The sequence below is a fragment of the Janthinobacterium sp. HH106 genome (assembly GCF_001758725.1).
GTDB lineage: Bacteria > Pseudomonadota > Gammaproteobacteria > Burkholderiales > Burkholderiaceae_D > Janthinobacterium.
The window spans coordinates 1-18468 of record NZ_LRIC01000056.1 but is presented as its reverse complement, the minus strand read 5'-3'; the positions used below and the strand labels follow the sequence as shown (position 1 = coordinate 18468).

Genomic DNA, 18468 nt, shown 5'->3' with positions numbered 1-18468 from the left:
GACGCTTACTCCTGGCCTTCCAGGTAGCGCTGGGCGTCCAGTGCTGCCATGCAACCCGTACCGGCGCTGGTGATGGCCTGGCGGTAGATATGGTCTTGCACGTCGCCGGCGGCAAACACGCCCGGTGCGCTGGTGGCCGTGGCCATGCCTTCCAGGCCCGTCTTGGTCTTGATGTAGCCGTTGTGCATTTCCAGCTGGCCTTCGAAGATGCCCGTGTTCGGCTTGTGGCCGATGGCGATGAAGACGCCATGCACGCTCAGTGCTTCGACCTTGCCGTCGATGGTCGATTTGATGTTCAGGCCCGTTACGCCGCCTTCGTTGCCCGTCACTTCGTCCAGAGTGTGGTTATATTTCAACACGATCTTGCCCTCGGCAACCTTGGCGTTCAGGCGGTCGATCAGGATCGCTTCGGCGCGGAACTTGTCGCGGCGGTGGATCAGCGTGACTTTGTTGGCGATGTTCGACAGGTACAGCGCTTCCTCGACGGCCGTATTGCCGCCGCCGACGACGGCCACTTCCTGGTTGCGGTAGAAGAAACCATCGCAGGTGGCGCAGGCGGACACGCCCTTGCCCATGAATTCCGCTTCCGACGGCAAGCCCAGGTATTGCGCGGACGCGCCCGTGGCGATGATCAGGGTGTCGCACGTGTATTCGTGGCTGTCGCCCTTCAGGCGGATCGGCTTTTCATTGAGGAAAGTGGTGTGGATGTGGTCAAACACGATTTCCGTATTGAAACGCTCGGCATGCTGCAGCAAACGCTGCATCAGGTCCGGGCCTTGCACGCCCATCGGGTCGCCGGGCCAGTTTTCCACGTCGGTGGTGGTCATCAACTGGCCGCCTTGTTCCACGCCGGTGACCAGCATCGGGTTCAGGTTGGCGCGGGCGGCGTAGACGGCGGCGCTGTAGCCGGCTGGGCCGGAGCCGAGGATCAAAACGCGGGCGTGTTTGGTAGTGGTCATGGGAGGCTTCTCTATGAGTGGGGTCTATCCGAATTGGGGGCATACGCGCGAAGAACAAGGCTGTATTGCGCTTGCGCAAGCAATCCTCGATTATAGACCAAGCCGCCTGTAGCGACGAATCGTGGGGCCGTCCGGGGCATATATGGCTTAGAATACTTCCTTATTATGGGAAATTCCCTTTCAGAAACATTTTTCACCTTGCAGCGCTTCCCAGAATGACTAAACCAGCCCAGGCCAATCAAAATAGCTACACCCGAAAACCGGTCGAACGCCGGCCCTTGCCCAACCGGCTGGTACGGCTGCTGTCCGAGGCGCGCTGGTTCGCGCTGGCCGCGTTTGCCCTGTATTTCGTGCTGATACTGGCCAGCTTCAACAAGCTCGACCCCGGCTGGTCGCACGCCACCAATGTCGACAAGGTGGCCAACCTGGGCGGCAAGCTCGGCGCGACCTTTTCCGATCTGTTGCTGTATATCTTCGGCTTTTCCGCCTGGTGGTGGTGCGTGTGGCTGCTGCGCACGGTGTGGAATGGCTATCGCCGGCTGAGTAAGCGCTTCCTGCTGGAAGAGGAAGAGGTGGAGCGCGAGCACCATGTCGAGATGCTGATCCGCATCGTCGGCTTTTCCATCATGCTGATCGGTAGCATGGGGCTCGAATACCTGCGCATGGCGAAAAGCCTGCACGTGCAGCTGCCGCGCGATCCGGGCGGCGTGCTGGGCCAGCTGGTGGGGCATTCGGCCCACGTGGCTTTCGGTTTCACCGGCGCTACTTTATTACTGTTGCTGCTGTTCGGCCTCGGTTTCAGCCTGTTCTTCCACGTTTCTTGGTTGCAAGTGGCCGAACGCATCGGCGGCGCGATCGAAGACGCATTTAATTGGTTCGTGCTGCGCTACCAGGACCGCGAAGACCGCCGTCAGGGCGAAGTGGCCGCCGTGCGCCGCGACGAAGTGGTGGTCATCGAACGGGCCAAGCACGTGGAAAAGCACGTGGCCGCGCCGCCCGTGAAGATCGAGCCGCAGGTGGTGACCGTGGTGAAATCGGAGCGCGTGGAAAAGGAACGCCAGGCGCATCTGTTCGAGAACCTGGGCGATGGCAAGCTGCCGCCGCTGTCCTTGCTCGACGAAGCGCCGCCCGTGGTGGAAACGGTGTCCGTGGAAACCCTGGAATTTACGAGCCGCCTGATCGAAAAGAAATTGTCGGACTTTGGCGTGGATGCCAAGGTAGTGGCCGCTTACCCCGGCCCCGTCGTGACGCGCTATGAAATCGAGCCGGCCACGGGCGTGAAGGGCAGCCAGATCGTGGGCCTGGCGCGCGACCTCGCCCGTTCGCTGTCGCTGACGTCGATCAGGGTGGTGGAAACCATTCCCGGCAAGAATTACATGGCGCTGGAATTGCCGAACAGCAAGCGCCAGATCGTGCGCCTGACGGAAATCCTCGGCTCCAAGGTCTACAACGATGGCGTGTCCAGCCTGACGATTGCGCTGGGCAAGGATATCGCCGGCAAGCCCGTCGTGGCCGACCTGGCCAAGATGCCCCACTTGCTGGTGGCCGGCACCACCGGTTCCGGCAAGTCCGTCGGCATCAATGCGACGATTTTGTCGCTGCTGTACAAGTCCGATCCGCTCGACGTGCGCCTGATTTTGATCGATCCGAAGATGCTGGAAATGTCCGTCTACGAAGGCATCCCGCACTTGCTGGCGCCCGTCGTGACGGACATGCGCCAGGCGGGCCACGCGCTGAACTGGGCCGTGAACGAGATGGAGCGCCGCTACAAGCTGATGAGCAAGATGGGCGTGCGTAACCTGGCTGGCTACAACGCGAAGATTGCCGACGCGAAAAAGCGCGAAGAACATATCCCGAATCCGTTCAGCCTGACGCCGGATTCGCCCGAGCCGCTGGAAAAACTGCCGACCATCGTCATCATCATCGACGAGCTGGCCGATCTGATGATGGTGGTGGGTAAAAAAGTCGAGGAATTGATCGCGCGTATCGCGCAAAAGGCGCGTGCCGCCGGTCTGCACTTGATTCTGGCCACGCAGCGCCCATCTGTAGACGTGATCACGGGGCTGATCAAGGCGAATATCCCGACGCGTATCGCCTTCCAGGTCTCGTCGAAGATCGATTCGCGCACCATTCTCGACCAGATGGGCGCGGAAACCCTGCTGGGCATGGGCGACATGCTGTACATGCCTCCCGGCACCGGCCTGCCGATGCGCGTGCACGGCGCGTTTGTGTCCGATGAAGAAGTCCACAGGGTCGTCAGCCATCTGAAGCTGCAGGGCGAACCGAATTACATCGAGGGCATCCTCGAAGGCGGCACCCTGGAAGGCGATGGCGCCGAAGGCGGCGCGCCGGGCGAGGGCGGCGGCGAGGCCGATGCCCTGTACGACCAGGCGGTGGCGGTGGTGCTGAAAAACCGCCGCGCCTCAATTTCGCTGGTGCAGCGTCATTTGCGCATCGGCTACAACCGCGCGGCCCGTCTGCTCGAGCAGATGGAGCAGAGCGGGGTGGTTTCAACCATGCAATCCAATGGCAACCGGGAAATCCTGGTGCCGGCGGCGAGTAGTGAACAAGGGTAACGGAATGAAGAATACGACTTTCGCAGCAAAAATGATCATCGGCGCGGCCAGCGTCGCCTGCAGTATGCTGTTCGCGGCCAGCGCCTCGGCCAGTGCCCTCGAGCAATTCAAGAGCTTTGCGGCCGGCACCAAGTCGGCCAAGGGCGAGTTCGTGCAGCGGCAAGTCAAGAAGGCGGACGCCAGCGGCAAGGCGAAAGTGTCGACGCCAGCCAGCGGCACGTTCGAGTTCGCGCGCCCAGGCAAGTTCATCTGGACCTACCTGAAGCCGTACGAGCAGTTGCTGCAAGCGGACGGCGACAAGTTGTATATCTATGACAAGGACCTGAGCCAGGTGACGGTCAAGAAACTGGGCGACGCGCTCGGTTCCTCGCCGGCCGCCATCTTGTTTGGCAGCAACGACCTGGAAAAGAATTTCACCCTGGCCGAAGCGGGCACGCGCGATGGCCTGGAATGGCTGAAGGCGACGCCGAAAGCGAAGGACACGACCTTCGACGAAATCACCATCGGCCTGCGCAACGGCGTGCCCGAAGCGATGGAATTGCGCGACTCGTTCGGGCAGACGTCGGTGCTGGCGTTCAAGAATTTTCAGAAGAATCCGGCACTGTCTGCGAACCATTTCAAATTCGTGATGCCTAAAGGCGCGGACGTGATCAACAACTAAGTTTTTCACGTGCTGTTTTTTTGACCGGCCTCGCACCATGCGGGGCCTTTGCATTCTTACCCGGTACATATTATGGCGGATCTTTTTTCCACCGCACCGCGCCAGCCGCTGGCCGAAGCCTTGCGGCCTGCTACCCTGAACGAAGTCATCGGCCAGACGCATTTGCTGGGCGTCGGCAAGCCGCTGCGCCTGGCGTTCGAGGCGGGCAAGGCCCATTCGATGATCTTGTGGGGACCGCCCGGCGTGGGCAAGACGACCTTGGCGCGCCTGATGGCAAACGCGTTTGACAGCGAATTCATCGCCCTGTCGGCCGTGTTTGCGGGCGTGAAAGATATTCGCGCGGCCATGGACCAGGCCCGCCACAGCCTGGACCAGTTCGGCAAGCACACTTTATTGTTCGTCGACGAAATCCACCGGTTTAATAAATCGCAGCAGGATGCCTTGCTGCCCTTTGTCGAGTCGGGCCTGGTGACGTTCATCGGCGCCACCACCGAAAACCCCAGCTTCGAAGTGAACTCGGCGCTGCTGTCGCGCGCGCAAGTGTATGTGTTGAAATCGCTCAACGAAGACGAGATGAAGCAGTTGCTGGCCAAGGCGCAAAGCACGGCGCTGACGCACCTGACATTCGACGAAGCGGCGGCCGACACCCTTATCGGCTATGCGGATGGCGATGCGCGCCGCTTTTTGAACTTGCTGGAACAGGCCGAGACGGCCGCCAGCTCGACGGGCACGACCACCATCGACGCGGCCTTCGTCGACAATGCGCTGACCCTCAATTCGCGCCGCTTCGACAAGGGCGGCGACAATTTCTATGATCAGATTTCTGCCCTGCACAAGTCCGTGCGCGGTTCGAACCCGGATGCAGCCTTGTATTGGTTTTGCCGCATGATCGACGGCGGCGCCGACCCGCGCTATTTGTCGCGGCGCATCGTGCGCATGGCCTGGGAAGACATCGGCCTGGCCGACCCCCGCGCCTTGACGATGGTCAATGATGCGGCGGAGACGTACGAGCGCCTCGGTTCGCCCGAAGGCGAGCTGGCCCTGGGCCAGGCCGTGATTTACCTCGCGATCGCCGCGAAAAGCAATGCCGGCTACAACGCGTTCAATACGGCCATGGCCTTCGTCAAGAAAGACAAGTCGAAGGAAGTGCCCGTGCACTTGCGCAATGCGCCGACGAAGCTGATGAAGGAACTCGGTTACGGCCACGCCTACCGCTATGCGCATGACGAGCCCGATGCCTATGCGGCCGGCGAAACGTATTTTCCGGACGGCATGGCGGAGCCGGGCTGGTACCAGCCCGTGCCGCGCGGGCTGGAAAGTAAAATCGCCGACAAGCTGGCCTGGCTGCGCGAGCTGGACAGGAAAGCAGGAAAACCGGCCGGCAAGGGCTGAATTACAGTCCCAGCAAGGTAAAGCCGTCATCCTGCGGCGCGTAGCCGACCAGCCGGCGCGTCGCGTCGATGGATAGCCGTTTATAACGGTTGTCCGACACCCCATGCACGACGTGGTAGCCGGGCGGCACGTCCGCCGCGATGCAGCGGGCCAGCAATTGCACCACATCGCGTTCGCTGATGAAGGCGGCGATGTCGCGCGCGCTGTGTTGTTGACCTTTCTCAAACTGCGCCACGTTGGCGATGCGCACGGCGATCGCCGTCATGCCATGCTGGTGGGCGAAGGCCGACGCCACGCCTTCGCCAAACGCCTTGCTGGCGCCATACATGTTGGCGGGGCGCGCGGGCATGTGCTCATTCACTTGCACGTCGGGCGGATAGCCCTCGATGGCTTGCGCGCTGCTGGCAAACACCACTCTTTTCACCCCCTGTGCCTGTGCCGCGCGGAAGATGTTGTGCGTGCCGACGATGTTCGGCTGCAGCAATTGCGCGTCGAAATCGGCGCTTGCATGCGGCACGCCGGCCAGATGCAGCACCACGTCAACGCCGGCGCAGGCGGCCAGGCAGGCGGCATGGTCGCTGACGTCGAGCTGCATGGACGGGCAGGGCGCTTGCGTCAGCCCGTCCGTGTGCAGGTCGGCCAGGCGCAGGGAGAATTCCCCGTGCCGGCGCTTCCAGAAAACGGTGCCGATGATGCCGGCGGCGCCCGTGACGAGGACGCGCAAAGGTTGTTGAATCATGTATTCCTTGTAGCGAGTGTGTGAGGCAGTGCCTGGCTCAGCCAGCGCAGCAGGGCGGGGCGCGGTGCGGCCCTCCCATGCACGCGGATGCGCCCGCTCCCCACGGCTTCGACCAGCACCAGGCCGTCATTCGGTATCGTGTAGCGTTCGCCGCTGTGCAGCACGCAATCCTCGAACTGGGCATAGGCCGTGATCCAGGCCGTGCCGGACAGGCATTCGATGACCCTGGCGCGCGCTTTTTCCAGGCGCAAGGGGCGTTCGCTGCGTAATTCGTGGTCGGTTTGCATGGCATCGCTCCTGTTGTGCGGACAGGAACAGCTTAGGCGCTGGGCTTGAACCATGACAGATGCAGGAAACCGAAATTGTCATGCATACAGTGCGCTTCATCGTACACTGTGCTTGTCAAAAAAACGGGCAACTGTATCTGTGCGTGCCGCGCGCGCCAGCCGCATACTGAAGGGATGAACATGAATGCGCCTTTGAATCTGTACGAGCACCTGGCCAACGAGCTGGGCGCCTTGATCGACGCGCGCGTGTTCGCGCCCGGCGACCGCCTGCCGTCGATCCGCCACCTGGCGCAGCAAAAGCGCATTTCCGTCAGCACGGTGATGCAAGCCTTGCGCCTGATGGAAGACCGGGGGCAGGTCGATGCGCGGCCCCAGTCCGGCTATTTCGTGCGCCACCGGGCGCCGCGCCGGCCCTGCAGCGCGGACGCGCAGCACTTGAAGGAGCCGGCCTTTGTCGGCATCAACAACCTGTTGATGCGCGTGCTGAAGGAAAACGAGGCGCCCGATATCGTGCAGCTGGGCACGGCCTGGCCGCCCGACGAGATATTGCCCATCAAGCGCATGCAGCGCACCATCAGTGCGGTGGCGCGGCGCGAGCCGGCGTTATTGAGCAAGGTCAGCTGCTACGACGTCAGCGAAGGCAATTTTTTGCGTCAGGTCACGCGCCGGGCGCTGGACTGGGGCAAGCTGGACCCGCGCGAGATCGTCGTGACGAATTCCTGCACGGAAGCGATCAGCCTGTGCCTGCGCGCCGTCGCCAGGCCGGGCGATACCATCGCCATCGAGTCGGCCACGTATTTCGTGCTGCTGCAGATGATAGAAAGCCTGGGCATGAAGGCGCTGGAAATCCCCACCGACCCAAAGACGGGGCCGTCGCTCGATGCGCTCGAGCTGGCCCTGCGCGCCGGCCTCGTGCAGGCGTGCCTGTTCGTGCCGAACGCGAACAATCCCCTGGGCTGCGTCATGCCGGAAGCCAACAAGAAGCGCTTGGCGGGCTTGCTGTCGGAATTTAATATTCCGCTGGTGGAAGACGACGTGTATGGCGACCTGTGCTTTGCGCCGCAGCGCCCGTGGCCTGTGAAGGCTTACGACACGAGCGGCAATGTGCTGCTGTGTTCCTCGTTTTCCAAGGCCATCACGCCCGCGTCGCGCGTGGGCTATGTGCTGGCCGGGCGTTTCGCGCAGGAAGTGGCCTTGCTGAAAACCGTGTCGAGCGGCGCCACCAGCCATTTTTTCCAGGCCGTACTGGCCGATTTTTTGGAGGGCAGCAGCTACGACCAGCAGCTGCGCAAGATGCGGCGCACGCTGGTGCAGCGCATCGCGCGCATGTCCGATGCCGTGGCGGCCAGCTTTCCGGTCGACTGCATGCTGTCCGAGCCGCAGGGCGGTTTCGTGCTGTGGGTGCAGATGCCGCCGCAAGTCGATGTGCTGGCCCTGCATGGCCAGGCCATTGCGGACGGCGTGGCGTATATGCCGGGCCAGCTGTTCTCGGCTTCGGGCAAGTTCGGCAATTATCTGCGCCTCAATTGCGGCAATGCGTGGACGCCGCGCATCGAGCAGGCGATCGGCCGGCTGGGCCGCCTGGTGCATGAGGCCTTGTAACTATTCTTTGCGTTTCAGTCCCCGTTTTTCACCGTTCGCTCCCTGTTTTTCGCCGCTGGTCGCAAGCCGGTGGCCTTGTTTGCCGCCGTTGGCTAAAGTAGCACCATACCAGCAGCAGTCAACGACGCAAACTAACCAGGAGTCACATCATGCACGCACTGAAAAACATGGAAATCGCCTTTATCGCCGCCGCCGTCCTGGCCATCGGCAGCAGCTTCGCCACCGCCGGCGCCAACACGGTGGAGGTGAGCGCCACGTCGACCCTGATCGCCCAGGCCGCCGACAGCACGATGCCCGTCGTCACCGTCAGCGCCCGCCGCCTGACCGCCGCCGAAAAAGCCGCTTTCATTTAAGTATCCGCCGTAAAGCGGGCGCGAGTGCCCGGCCATGCCGCCATGACGATGGCAGAGCGAGTGCAAAACTCATAAAGAACTGAACGGGTCTTGGTACAATGAGTGCTTTCGATACATCGGCACCGCCATCCACCCATGATAGATATCCAACTTCTCCGTAAAGACATCGCCAACGTCGCAGAACGCCTGGCGACGCGCAAATTCCAGCTCGACGTGGCAGGTTTTACCGCCCTCGAAGCCGAACGCAAGGCGATCCAGACGCGCACCGAAGAGCTGCAGGGCAAGCGCAACGCGCTGTCCAAGCAAATCGGCATGTTGAAAGGCAAGGGGGAAGACACCTCGGCCGTGATGGCGCAAGTGGCCGGCCTGGGCGATGAACTGAAAGCCGATGAAGCGGCCCTGACCCTGGTGCAAGCCAAGCTGAGCGAATTCATCATGGCCGTGCCGAACCTGCCGCACGAATCGGCACCGGTAGGCACGGACGAGTCGGGCAACGTGGAAGTGCGCAAGGTCGGCACGCCGCGCACGTTCGATTTTGAAGTCAAGGATCACGTCGACGTGGGCGCCCCGCTGGGCCTCGACTTCGAAGTGGCCACCAAGCTGACCGGTTCGCGCTTCTCCGTGATGAAGGGCGGCATCGCCCGTCTGCACCGCGCACTGGCGCAATTCATGCTCAACACGCACGTGGACGAGCACGGCTACACGGAATGCTATACGCCGTACATGGTCAACGCCGATTCGCTGCGCGGCACGGGCCAGCTGCCGAAATTCGAAGCCGATCTGTTCTCGGTGAAAAAAGGCGGCGTGGAAGGCGAGGGCGAGACCTTCTACCTGATCCCGACGTCGGAAGTGTCGCTGACCAATATCGCGCGCGATGAAATCCTGGCGCTCGACCAATTGCCCCTGAAGATGACGGCTCATACGCCATGCTTCCGTTCGGAAGCGGGCAGCTACGGCCGCGACACGCGCGGCATGATCCGCCAGCACCAGTTCGACAAGGTGGAAATGGTGCAAGTGGTGCACCCGGACACCTCGTACCAGGTGCTGGAAGAAATGGTCGGCCACGCGGAAACGATCTTGCAACGCCTGGGCCTGCCATACCGCGTGATGTCGCTGTGCACGGGCGACATGGGCTTTACGGCCAGCAAGACCTTCGACCTGGAAGTATGGCTGCCGGCGCAGAACACCTACCGCGAAATCTCGTCCCTGTCGAACACGGAAGCCTTCCAGGCCCGCCGCATGCAGGCACGTTTCCGCAACGCAGCCGGCAAGCCGGAACTGGCCCACACCCTGAACGGCTCCGGCCTGGCAGTGGGCCGCACCCTGGTGGCTGTGCTGGAAAACTACCAGCAAGCGGACGGCAGCGTCGAAATCCCGCCAGTGCTGCGCCCGTACATGGGCGGCCTGACGCATCTGAAGGCGTAAAAAAGACCAGGCAGCTTGCTGCAATGGAAGGCTTAAAATAGTCCTTCCATTTTTTCAAGCGGCTGCTATAATCTTGCCTTCTCGCAGCAATGCGGGAAAAGACCGCAGCAAATGGAGAGGTGGCAGAGTGGTCGAATGTACTTGACTCGAAATCAAGCGTACGTTAAATCGTACCGTGGGTTCGAATCCCACCCTCTCCGCCAGAACAAATAGAGAAAGCTCCCGCAAGGGAGCTTTTTTTATTTGTGGCGGCGAAGAGGAGTACGCCCCCTGCGGGGCGTACGCGTGGGATTCGAAGCCCCGCGCATATTTGCGCGGGGCCCTCCGAATCGCCCAATTGGTTTTTACGCGTGCGCCAAGGCGGCAGGTTCGAAGACGAGCGCATACTCGCGCGGGGCTCTCCGAATCGCCCAGATAGGTTTTGGTTTGCCAGCCCTCAGTTGCAAATCACCAATAAACCCCTACCCAACCCAACAACACCCATGCTAAAATAGCGCCTCGTTCAAACAGGCATGCCAGTTTGAACGAATAGACCGCAGTAAACGGAGAGGTGGCAGAGTGGTCGAATGTACTTGACTCGAAATCAAGCGTACGTTAAATCGTACCGTGGGTTCGAATCCCACCCTCTCCGCCAGAATACATAAGAGAAGCTCCCGCAAGGGAGCTTTTTTTATGCCCGCAACGCCAAAAAAACCACCAACGTATCAATGCAGGTAGAAAAACCGCCCAAAGCGCGCAGCGCAAGGCGTTTTTTCCTCCATTCAGGCCTTGAAAGCCAGCACCCCACTAACGCAACGCAAGCTAGTGCACCAGCCGCGCCACCGCAAACACTACAGCTGACGTAGCAATCATCGTCCCCACGCACCATAAAATCATGGCCAATCTGGCCGCAGCCACATCGCTTTTGGTCGCGTAATCGGCATGCTCCATTTTCATATCCGCCGTATCCCGCTCCTGTGTGTCGCCCCATCCGCTCATGACAGTATCCTCCTCATTACCCACTTCATGCTCCGCGCTTCTTTCAGCGCTGTCAAACCGTGTCCCGAGGGTATCGTGCACGGTCCGGCTATTGCGCTGTTGCATATCTGGCTTCGACACCCCCCGCCACCTTGACCCCGCTCAGCCTATGTTAATCTACCCCCTCCCATCCCGACCCCACCCATAAAAGCAATGAGCCGATTCTGGAGCAACATCGTCAGCGAGCTGACCCCCTACGTCCCCGGCGAGCAGCCGAAACTGCCCGACCTGGTGAAACTCAACACCAACGAAAACCCCTACGGCCCGTCGCCGCAGGTGCTGGCCGCGCTGCGCGAAGCGGCCAACGACAGCCTGCGCCTCTACCCCGATCCCACGGCCAGCGAACTGAAGCAAACCCTGGCCGCCTACCACGGACTCGACAGCGCGCAGGTGTTCGTCGGCAACGGTTCCGATGAAGTGCTGGCGCTGGCCTTCATGGCCTTGCTCAAGCACGACGCACCCCTGCTGTTCCCGGACATCAGCTACAGCTTCTATCCCGTGTATTGCAAGCTGTACGGCATCGATTACCGGACGGTCGCGCTCGACGACACCATGCGCATCCGCCCGGAAGACTATCAAGGGCCGTGCGGCGCCATCATCTTCCCGAATCCCAACGCGCCCACGGGCGTGGACTTGCCGCTGGCCGGCGTGGAAACCTTGCTGCGCGAGCATCCCGACGCCGTGGTCGTGGTCGATGAAGCGTATGTGGATTTCGGCGGCGAGAGCGCCGTGGCCCTGGTCGACCGGTATCCGAACTTGCTGGTGGTGCAGACGTTCTCGAAGTCGCGCTCGCTGGCCGGCTTGCGCGTCGGCTGCGCCTTCGGCCATGCGGACCTGATCGAGGCGCTGGAGCGCGTGAAGAACAGTTTCAACTCGTATCCGCTGGATAGGCTGGCCCTGGCCGGCGCCGTCGCTTCGCTGCAAGACGAAGCGTATTTCCAGCAGACGCGCCAGGCCGTGATCGCCAGCCGCGAACAGCTGGCGGCGGACCTGGCGGCGCTGGGCTTCGAGGTGCTGCCGTCGGTGGCCAACTTTGTCTTTGCCCGCCACCCGCAGCATGATGCGGCGCAACTGGCGGCCGGCTTGCGCGCCAAGTCGGTGATCGTGCGCCATTTCAATGCACCGCGCATCAGCCAGTATTTGCGCATCAGCATCGGCAACCCGGCCGAGTGCGCCGCCTTGATGGCGGCCTTGCGCGCAGTGCTGTGACGCCATGCTGACCTTCGTCCCAGCCAGCAGCGCCGATGGCGAGGCGCTGGCCAGCCTGCGCGTGGCCGCCATGCGCGACAGCCTGGAGCGCATCGGCCGCTATGATCCGCAGCGGGCGCGCCAGCGTTTCCTGTCCACCTACGACCCCGCCTGCACCTGGCAGTTGCGCCACGGCGGCGCGCTGGCCGGCTTCTATGTGTTGCGCCCGCAAGCGGATTATTTGCTGCTCGACCACCTCTACCTGGCGCCGGAATGCCAGCGGCAAGGCATGGGTGCGTCCGTGCTGGCGCGCGTGTTTGCCGAGGCCGATGCGGCCCGCAAGAGCGTGCGCGTGGGCGCCTTGCGCGGCAGCGAGGCGAACCGCTTCTATATGCGTCACGGCTTCGTGCCGGATGGCGAGGAAGAGTTCGACCTGTATTATCGGCGCGCCCCCGCGCCTTGATGCTGCCGGCGGCGACTGTTTGTGCAACAATAATCGGATTCACACATCGACAGGACGGACAAAATGGCAAAAGTGGCATTCATCGGCTTGGGCGTCATGGGTTTCCCCATGGCAGGTCATCTGGCGGCGGGCGGGCACGACGTCACCGTGTACAACCGCAACCCGGCCCGCGCGGCCGCCTGGCTGGAGCAATACAAGGGCAGCAGCGCCGCCACGCCGGCCGCCGCCGCAGCGGGTGCCGAGTTCGTCTTCACCTGCATCGGCAACGATAACGACCTGTATCAAGTGATCCTGGAAGAGGGCGGCTTGCTGTCCACCATGGCGCCGGGCAGCATCCTGATCGACCATACGACGGCGTCCGCCGAAGCGGCGCGCACCATCCACGCGGCGGCGAAAGAGCAGGGCGTGTTCTTCCTCGACGCGCCCGTGTCCGGCGGCCAGGCGGGCGCGGAAAACGGCAAGCTGACCGTGATGGTGGGCGGCGATGCGCAGGCGTATGCACGGGCCGAGCCCGTCATCGCCCTGTTCTCGCGCGCCGTCACCTATATGGGCGCTTCCGGTTCCGGCCAGCTCACGAAAATGGTCAACCAGATCTGCATCGCGGGCCTGGTGCAAGCCTTGAGCGAGGGCATTGCCTTTGCGGAAAACGCGGGGCTCGATGCGGCGCTGGTCGTCGACGTGATTTCCAAGGGCGCGGCGCAATCGTGGCAGCTGGAAAACCGGGGCAAGACGATGATCGAGCGCAAGTTCGACTTCGGTTTCGCCGTCGACCTGATGCGCAAGGACCTCGGTATCTGCCTGGCCGAAGCGAAACGCAACGGCAGCGACTTGCCCGTGACGACCTTGACGGACCAGTTCTATGGCGAAGTGCAGCAGGCGGGCGGCAACCGTTACGACACGTCCAGCCTGATCACCCGCTTGAACAAAAAGTAAGTCTTCAGTTAATCGGCAAACAGCGGCGCGTCCCTGTCCAGGGCCGCGCCGCTTGTCGTTTACGGTGCTGATACCATTAAAACGTCAGTTTCCGGAACATCTGGTTTCGATTTTCATGGAAAAGCATGGACTTCGCTAGCTCATCGTGTATTATTAAAAAACGAGATGAAATGTCCCAATTTTTAAAACATTATGAGCGGACCAGCATGAAAACTAACTCCTCAGCGATAACGCGCGTTGTCGACAAGAACATCCCCTATTTGTCTTCCGCCATCGCCATCTGGCGTCCCCGCGCCGTGCTGCGCAGCTGGCCCGGCGTGGCCATCGCGCTGGTGATCGCCCTGTCGGCGACCTTTATTTCCAGCAATTACGGCGGGCCCCAGCTGCTGTACGCGCTGTTCTTCGGCCTGGCCTTCCACTTCCTCGCGTCCGATCCCACCTGCAAGCCCGGCATCGAGTTTTGCAGCAAGGTGCTGCTGCGCACGGGCGTGGCCCTGCTGGGCGCGCGCATCACCTTCAACCAGATTGCTTCCGTGGGCGTGACGCCGTTATTGATCGTCGTCGGCGGCCTGATCGCCACCCTGGGCTTCGGCTACCTGCTGGCCAAATGGCTGAAACGTCCGATCACGGAAGGTATTTTGTCGGGCGGCTCCGTCGCCATCTGCGGCGCGTCGGCCGCGCTGGCCATCTCGGCCGTGCTGCCGCAAACCAAGGAAAACGAAAAGTTCACCCTGCTGACGGTGGTGGGCGTGACGTCGCTGTCGACGCTGGCCATGATCGTGTATCCGCTGCTGGTCAAGCTGCTGGGCTTTGACCCGACGGAAGCGGGCGTGTTCATCGGCGGCACCATCCATGACGTGGCGCAAGTGGTGGGTGCCGGCTACCTGGTCAGCAACCATACGGGCGACGTCGCCACCTTCGTGAAACTGACGCGCGTCGCCTGCCTCGTGCCCGTCGTGCTGGGCCTGTCGATCATGTTCAAGCGCAAGGACGGCAAGAGCGAAGTCGATGCGCCGCCGCTGGTGCCGTTCTTCCTGATCGGCTTTGTCTGGCTCGTCATCACGAACAGCCTGGGCCTGATTCCGCAGGAAGTGAATGGCTGGATCAACAATGCCTCGCGCGCCTGCCTCGTCATTGCGATTGCCGCTCTGGGCGTGAAAACTTCGTTCCAGTCGCTGGCCTCGCTGGGTTGGCGTCCCGTGATCATGCTGGTGATGGAGACCGTGTGGATCGCCGCCTTCGTCGCCATCGCCGTCCTGCTGACGCGTTAAGCGCATCGGGCCCGCCATGAAAGTCCTCGTTCTCGGCGCCGGCGTGGTCGGCACGGCATCGGCCTGGTATTTGCGCCAGGCGGGCCATGACGTGCGCGTGCTCGAGCGCCAGGCGGGCGCCGCGCAGGAAACCAGTTTCGGCAACGGCGGGCAGATTTCCGTCTCGCACGCGGAACCGTGGGCCAATCCCGCCACCCTGCGCAAGGTCGTTAGCTGGCTGGGCAAGGACGACGCGCCGCTGCTGTTCCGTCCCCGCCTGGACCCGCTGCAATGGCAGTGGGCCTTGCACTACCTGCGCGAATGCCTGCCGTCCAGGGTGGCGCGCAACATGCGCCAGATCGTCGCCCTGGCCGAGTACAGCCGCCAGAGCCTGCAAGCCTTGCGTCGCGAGACGGGGATTACCTATGATCACCTGGAACGGGGCATTTTGCATTTCTATACGGACGAGCAGGAGTTTGATAAATCGCAAGCGGGCGCCGCGCTCCTGCGCGAACTGGGCTGTCCGCGCAATACCGTCAGCGCCGATGAAGTGATTCGATTGGAGCCGGCCTTGCGCCACGCGCGCAGCCGTATCGTGGGAGGCGACTTCACGGCCAGCGACGAGTCGGGCGACGTGCATCTGTTTACCACGGCGCTGGCCGCCCGCGCGGCGGCGGCCGGCGTGGATTTCCAGTACTGCACGACGGTGACGCGGCTGCTGGAAGATGGTGCGAATGGCGCACGCATCACGGGCGTGGAATGCATCGATGCGCAGGGGCGCCACCGGCTGGAATACGCGGACGCCGTGGTGGTGGCCATGGGCAGCTTTTCCGCACCGCTGCTGCAGCCGCTGGGCATCCGGCTGATGTTGTATCCGGGCAAGGGCTACTCGGCCACGTATCCGATTCTTGATTCCGCCGCCGCACCCAGCGTATCGCTGACGGACGACGGCCACAAACTCGTGTTTTCGCGCCTGGGCGAGCGCCTGCGCGTGGCGGGCACGTGCGAGCTGAACGGCTACACGCGCGAACTCAACCCCGTGCGCTGCGCCGCCATCACGCGCCGCGTGCAGGCGCTGTTCCCCGATGCCTGCGATTACGGCGATCCCGTCTACTGGGCCGGCCTGCGCCCCCTGACACCGTCGAACGTCCCCTACATCGGCGCCACGCGCTACCGCCAGCTGTTCCTCAACACGGGCCACGGCACCCTGGGCTGGACCATGGGCTGCGGCGCGGGCAGGGCGATCGCCGACCTCGTGTCGGGACGGCGGCCGGAAGTCGATTTTGCGTTTTGCGGGCAACGCTTGGCACCGCAGTCTGCGGCAGAGGAGTTCCGGGGTCAGACCCGCCGGGTCTGACCCCAGCTTTATTAGGAGATCACGATGAGAGACGACGCCACCCCCCGCCCGCCCGCCAGTGGCCTGACCCTGGCCGGCACCACCTACCAGTCGCGCCTGCTGGTGGGCACCGGTAAATACAAGGATTTCGAGGAGACGCGCCTCGCCATCGAGGAAAGCGGCGCCGAGATCGTCACCGTGACCATCCGCAGGGTGAATATCGGCCAGGAAAAGGGCGAGCCGAACCTGCTCGACTTCATCCCGCCGTCGAAATACACGATCCTGCCCAACACGGGCGGCTGCTACAACGCACGCGATGCCGTCTACACTCTGCAACTGGCGCGCGAGCTGCTGGGCGGCCACCAGTTGTGCAAGCTGGAAGTGCTGGGCGATGAAAAGACCCTGTTCCCGAACATGCCGGAAACGTTAAAGGCGGCGGAGCAGCTGGTGCGCGACGGCTTCCAGGTGATGGTGTATTGCAGCGACGACCCCATCCAGGCGCGCATGCTGGAAGACCTCGGCTGCATCGCCGTCATGCCGCTGGCGTCATTGATCGGCTCGGGCATGGGCATTCTCAATCCATGGAATCTGTCCCTGATCATCGAGCAAGCCAAGGTGCCCGTGCTGGTGGACGCGGGCGTGGGTACGGCGTCGGACGCGGCCATCGCCATGGAACTCGGTTGCGACGGCATCTTGATGAATACTGCCATCGCGGCGGCGCGCGAGCCGATCCGCATGGCGCGCGCCATGAAACTGGCAGTGCAGGGCGGACGCGAGGCCTATCTGGCCGGACGCATGCCCCGGAGAGCGGGCGCCATGAGCGCTTCGCCCTCGTCGCCGATGGCCGGGCTGATCGCCTGAGTGGCCGCATTTACCGCATTTACCGCAGTTTGCAGCACCGTTGTTGATTCTGTTTGAAGCACCCATAAAAACCACAATACCTGGAGATGACATGAAACACACACTCGTAGCGGCAGCCATCCTGGCCTCCTTCTTCGCCGGCAACGCCAGCGCCCAATCGTCCGTCACCGTGTACGGCTTGCTCGACGCGGGCTTCACGTCCGAGCACGGCGGCGCGGACGGTTCCGTCACCAAGCTGGCCACCGGCGTGCAGTCGGGCAGCCGCATCGGCTTCAAGGGCACGGAAGACCTGGGCAACAACTTGAAAGCCAATTTCCTGTTGGAAAATGGCCTCGACGTGGACACGGGCGCCAACCGCCAGGGCGCCTTGTTCGGGCGCAAGGCCTACGTGGGCCTGTCGGGCGGCTTCGGCACCGTGAACCTGGGCTTGCAGCACAACCCGCTGTTCACGGCGCTGGACAATATCGACCCCTTCGAGACGGGCCTGACGGGCGCCTCGATCAACCTGATGAGCGTGGCCAGCCTGCGCACGAAAAATTCCATCATGTACGAGACGCCCAAGGTCAAGGGCCTGTCGGCATCGATCATGTACGGTCTGGGAGAGAAGCCGGACAGCAATACGCTGGGCCGCACCATCGACTTTTCCATCGACTACGCCAACGGCCCGCTCGTGCTGACCCTGGCGCACGACAACCGCAAGGACACGCCGCTGAACACGGCGAAAGTGACCTTGCTGGGCGGCACTTACGACTTCGGCCCCGCCAAGCTGCACGCCGCCTATGAAACGGACAAGGACGATGCGGGCACGGATTTCCGCAACTACATGCTGGGCGCGTCGGCTCCCGTGGGCGCGGCGGGCAGCGTGATGGCCTCGTACATCCGCAAGGATGACCGCACGAATGCGCGCCGCGGCGGGCGCCAGCTGGCCATCGGCTACACGTATGCCTTGTCCAAGCGCACGAACCTGTACACCTCGTACGGGCGCATCAGCAACGATGGCGCTGGCACCAACTTCGTTGGCGACGCCTCCAGCGGCGGCAGCGTGCCCTTGCCTGGGCATAACTCGAGCGCCTTCACGGCCGGCATGCGCCTGAAGTTCTAAACGCGGCGGCGCAGGTAGCGATGGCGGCTTGTCTGTTGCGGATAAGCCGCCATTGTTGTTTCAGGAATGGGCCTAAGTCACGGATTCCGGATTCAGGAATGAAACAGTCCGATTTTTCATGAATTTTCATTGACAGCGCATTTCGCAACCGTTAAATTGAACACGTATTTCAAATATCGGAACAAAATATACCGATTTTTTATAAAACCGTAAGGAGACTGAGCCATGACCGATTTGTCCGACCAAAAAGCCGCCGCCGCAGCGGCCACCCCCACCGGCCCGCAAAAGATGACGCCTTCCGAAGCGTTCGTGGAAACCCTGGCC

The 18468-nt window shown here is 62.4% G+C and carries 17 protein-coding genes and 2 tRNA genes; 15 read left to right on the top strand and 4 right to left on the bottom strand.

Translation table 11 applies throughout. The features are described 5' to 3' along the window. Positions 1-5: 5 nt before the first annotated feature. The gene (trxB, locus tag JAB8_RS21020; protein ID WP_034786153.1) at positions 6-959 is read right to left on the bottom strand and encodes a thioredoxin-disulfide reductase; all 954 of its coding nucleotides are present in this window, start codon (positions 957-959) and stop codon (positions 6-8) included. A gap of 215 nt (positions 960-1174) precedes the next feature. Between trxB and JAB8_RS21015 the strand changes: the two genes are divergently transcribed. The 3 genes from JAB8_RS21015 to JAB8_RS21005 all read left to right on the top strand — a co-directional run bounded on the left by JAB8_RS21015 (position 1175) and on the right by JAB8_RS21005 (position 5588). Continuing rightward, complete coding sequence (locus tag JAB8_RS21015; protein WP_070225006.1) at positions 1175-3535, top strand: DNA translocase FtsK; 2361 nt, start codon at positions 1175-1177, stop codon at positions 3533-3535. Between the two features lie 31 nt (positions 3536-3566). After that, the gene (lolA, locus tag JAB8_RS21010; RefSeq protein ID WP_099410692.1) at positions 3567-4196 is read left to right on the top strand and encodes an outer membrane lipoprotein chaperone LolA; all 630 of its coding nucleotides are present in this window, start codon (positions 3567-3569) and stop codon (positions 4194-4196) included. 72 nt (positions 4197-4268) lie between these two features. After that, a complete protein-coding gene (locus JAB8_RS21005) occupies positions 4269-5588 on the top strand; it encodes a replication-associated recombination protein A (RefSeq protein ID WP_070225008.1) in 1320 nt (439 codons plus the stop codon). 1 nt (position 5589) lies between these two features. Here the strand turns inward: JAB8_RS21005 and JAB8_RS21000 are convergent, their stop codons facing one another. Both JAB8_RS21000 and JAB8_RS20995 read right to left on the bottom strand, forming a co-directional pair. Further along, positions 5590-6327 (bottom strand): NAD(P)-dependent oxidoreductase, encoded by a 738-nt coding sequence (locus JAB8_RS21000; RefSeq protein ID WP_070291283.1) that lies wholly within the window; start codon positions 6325-6327, stop codon positions 5590-5592. Beyond that, a complete protein-coding gene (locus JAB8_RS20995) occupies positions 6324-6614 on the bottom strand; it encodes a DUF2917 domain-containing protein (protein WP_070291282.1) in 291 nt (96 codons plus the stop codon). The genes JAB8_RS21000 and JAB8_RS20995 overlap by 4 nt, the downstream gene beginning before the upstream one ends. Positions 6615-6794: 180 nt before the next feature. Between JAB8_RS20995 and JAB8_RS20990 the strand changes: the two genes are divergently transcribed. The 5 genes from JAB8_RS20990 (at position 6795) to JAB8_RS20970 (ending at position 10628) form a co-directional block, all read left to right on the top strand. Next, positions 6795-8216, top strand: a complete 1422-nt coding sequence (locus JAB8_RS20990) for a PLP-dependent aminotransferase family protein (RefSeq protein ID WP_070291406.1) — start codon at positions 6795-6797, stop codon at positions 8214-8216. A gap of 149 nt (positions 8217-8365) precedes the next feature. Continuing rightward, a complete protein-coding gene (locus tag JAB8_RS20985) occupies positions 8366-8569 on the top strand; it encodes a hypothetical protein (RefSeq protein WP_070291281.1) in 204 nt (67 codons plus the stop codon). Between the two features lie 135 nt (positions 8570-8704). Next, a complete protein-coding gene (serS, locus tag JAB8_RS20980; RefSeq protein WP_070225012.1) occupies positions 8705-9994 on the top strand; it encodes a serine--tRNA ligase in 1290 nt (429 codons plus the stop codon). A 113-nt stretch (positions 9995-10107) separates the two neighbouring features. Then, positions 10108-10197: transfer RNA gene (locus JAB8_RS20975), tRNA-Ser, on the top strand. Positions 10198-10538: 341 nt separating this feature from the next. After that, positions 10539-10628, top strand: a tRNA-Ser gene (locus JAB8_RS20970). A gap of 167 nt (positions 10629-10795) precedes the next feature. Here JAB8_RS20970 and JAB8_RS20965 read toward each other — a convergent pair. Then, on the bottom strand, positions 10796-11077 hold the full coding sequence (locus JAB8_RS20965) for a hypothetical protein (RefSeq protein ID WP_070291280.1): 282 nt from the start codon (positions 11075-11077) through the stop codon (positions 10796-10798). Between the two features lie 87 nt (positions 11078-11164). On the opposite strand from JAB8_RS20965, the gene hisC reads away from it, so the two are divergent. The 7 genes from hisC to JAB8_RS20930 all read left to right on the top strand — a co-directional run bounded on the left by hisC (position 11165) and on the right by JAB8_RS20930 (position 18144). Further along, positions 11165-12220: a histidinol-phosphate transaminase gene (gene hisC / locus JAB8_RS20960; protein WP_070291279.1), complete on the top strand. Its 1056-nt coding sequence runs from the start codon at positions 11165-11167 to the stop codon at positions 12218-12220. 4 nt (positions 12221-12224) lie between these two features. Next, complete coding sequence (locus JAB8_RS20955) at positions 12225-12662, top strand: GNAT family N-acetyltransferase (protein ID WP_070291278.1); 438 nt, start codon at positions 12225-12227, stop codon at positions 12660-12662. Positions 12663-12725: 63 nt separating this feature from the next. Next, positions 12726-13595, top strand: coding sequence for an NAD(P)-dependent oxidoreductase (locus JAB8_RS20950; protein ID WP_070291277.1), 870 nt, complete (start codon positions 12726-12728; stop codon positions 13593-13595). Between the two features lie 206 nt (positions 13596-13801). Next, a complete protein-coding gene (locus tag JAB8_RS20945; protein ID WP_083287284.1) occupies positions 13802-14866 on the top strand; it encodes a YeiH family protein in 1065 nt (354 codons plus the stop codon). Between the two features lie 16 nt (positions 14867-14882). Beyond that, on the top strand, positions 14883-16202 hold the full coding sequence (locus JAB8_RS20940; RefSeq protein WP_070291276.1) for a D-amino acid dehydrogenase: 1320 nt from the start codon (positions 14883-14885) through the stop codon (positions 16200-16202). A 24-nt stretch (positions 16203-16226) separates the two neighbouring features. Beyond that, entirely contained in the window at positions 16227-17042 is an 816-nt protein-coding gene (locus JAB8_RS20935) for a thiazole synthase (protein ID WP_070225017.1), read from the top strand. Between the two features lie 91 nt (positions 17043-17133). Continuing rightward, the gene (locus tag JAB8_RS20930) at positions 17134-18144 is read left to right on the top strand and encodes a porin (protein WP_070291275.1); all 1011 of its coding nucleotides are present in this window, start codon (positions 17134-17136) and stop codon (positions 18142-18144) included. The last annotated feature ends 324 nt before the right edge of the window (positions 18145-18468 follow it).

Coding starts and splice junctions, on each gene's coding strand:
- trxB (WP_034786153.1), bottom strand. CDS start 959: ATGACCACTACCAAACACGCCCGCGTTTTGATCCTCGGCTCCGGCCCA.
- JAB8_RS21015 (WP_070225006.1), top strand. CDS start 1,175: ATGACTAAACCAGCCCAGGCCAATCAAAATAGCTACACCCGAAAACCG.
- lolA (WP_099410692.1), top strand. CDS start 3,567: ATGATCATCGGCGCGGCCAGCGTCGCCTGCAGTATGCTGTTCGCGGCC.
- JAB8_RS21005 (WP_070225008.1), top strand. CDS start 4,269: ATGGCGGATCTTTTTTCCACCGCACCGCGCCAGCCGCTGGCCGAAGCC.
- JAB8_RS21000 (WP_070291283.1), bottom strand. CDS start 6,327: ATGATTCAACAACCTTTGCGCGTCCTCGTCACGGGCGCCGCCGGCATC.
- JAB8_RS20995 (WP_070291282.1), bottom strand. CDS start 6,614: ATGCAAACCGACCACGAATTACGCAGCGAACGCCCCTTGCGCCTGGAA.
- JAB8_RS20990 (WP_070291406.1), top strand. CDS start 6,795: ATGAATGCGCCTTTGAATCTGTACGAGCACCTGGCCAACGAGCTGGGC.
- JAB8_RS20985 (WP_070291281.1), top strand. CDS start 8,366: ATGCACGCACTGAAAAACATGGAAATCGCCTTTATCGCCGCCGCCGTC.
- serS (WP_070225012.1), top strand. CDS start 8,705: ATGATAGATATCCAACTTCTCCGTAAAGACATCGCCAACGTCGCAGAA.
- JAB8_RS20965 (WP_070291280.1), bottom strand. CDS start 11,077: ATGCAACAGCGCAATAGCCGGACCGTGCACGATACCCTCGGGACACGG.
- hisC (WP_070291279.1), top strand. CDS start 11,165: ATGAGCCGATTCTGGAGCAACATCGTCAGCGAGCTGACCCCCTACGTC.
- JAB8_RS20955 (WP_070291278.1), top strand. CDS start 12,225: ATGCTGACCTTCGTCCCAGCCAGCAGCGCCGATGGCGAGGCGCTGGCC.
- JAB8_RS20950 (WP_070291277.1), top strand. CDS start 12,726: ATGGCAAAAGTGGCATTCATCGGCTTGGGCGTCATGGGTTTCCCCATG.
- JAB8_RS20945 (WP_083287284.1), top strand. CDS start 13,802: ATGAAAACTAACTCCTCAGCGATAACGCGCGTTGTCGACAAGAACATC.
- JAB8_RS20940 (WP_070291276.1), top strand. CDS start 14,883: ATGAAAGTCCTCGTTCTCGGCGCCGGCGTGGTCGGCACGGCATCGGCC.
- JAB8_RS20935 (WP_070225017.1), top strand. CDS start 16,227: ATGAGAGACGACGCCACCCCCCGCCCGCCCGCCAGTGGCCTGACCCTG.
- JAB8_RS20930 (WP_070291275.1), top strand. CDS start 17,134: ATGAAACACACACTCGTAGCGGCAGCCATCCTGGCCTCCTTCTTCGCC.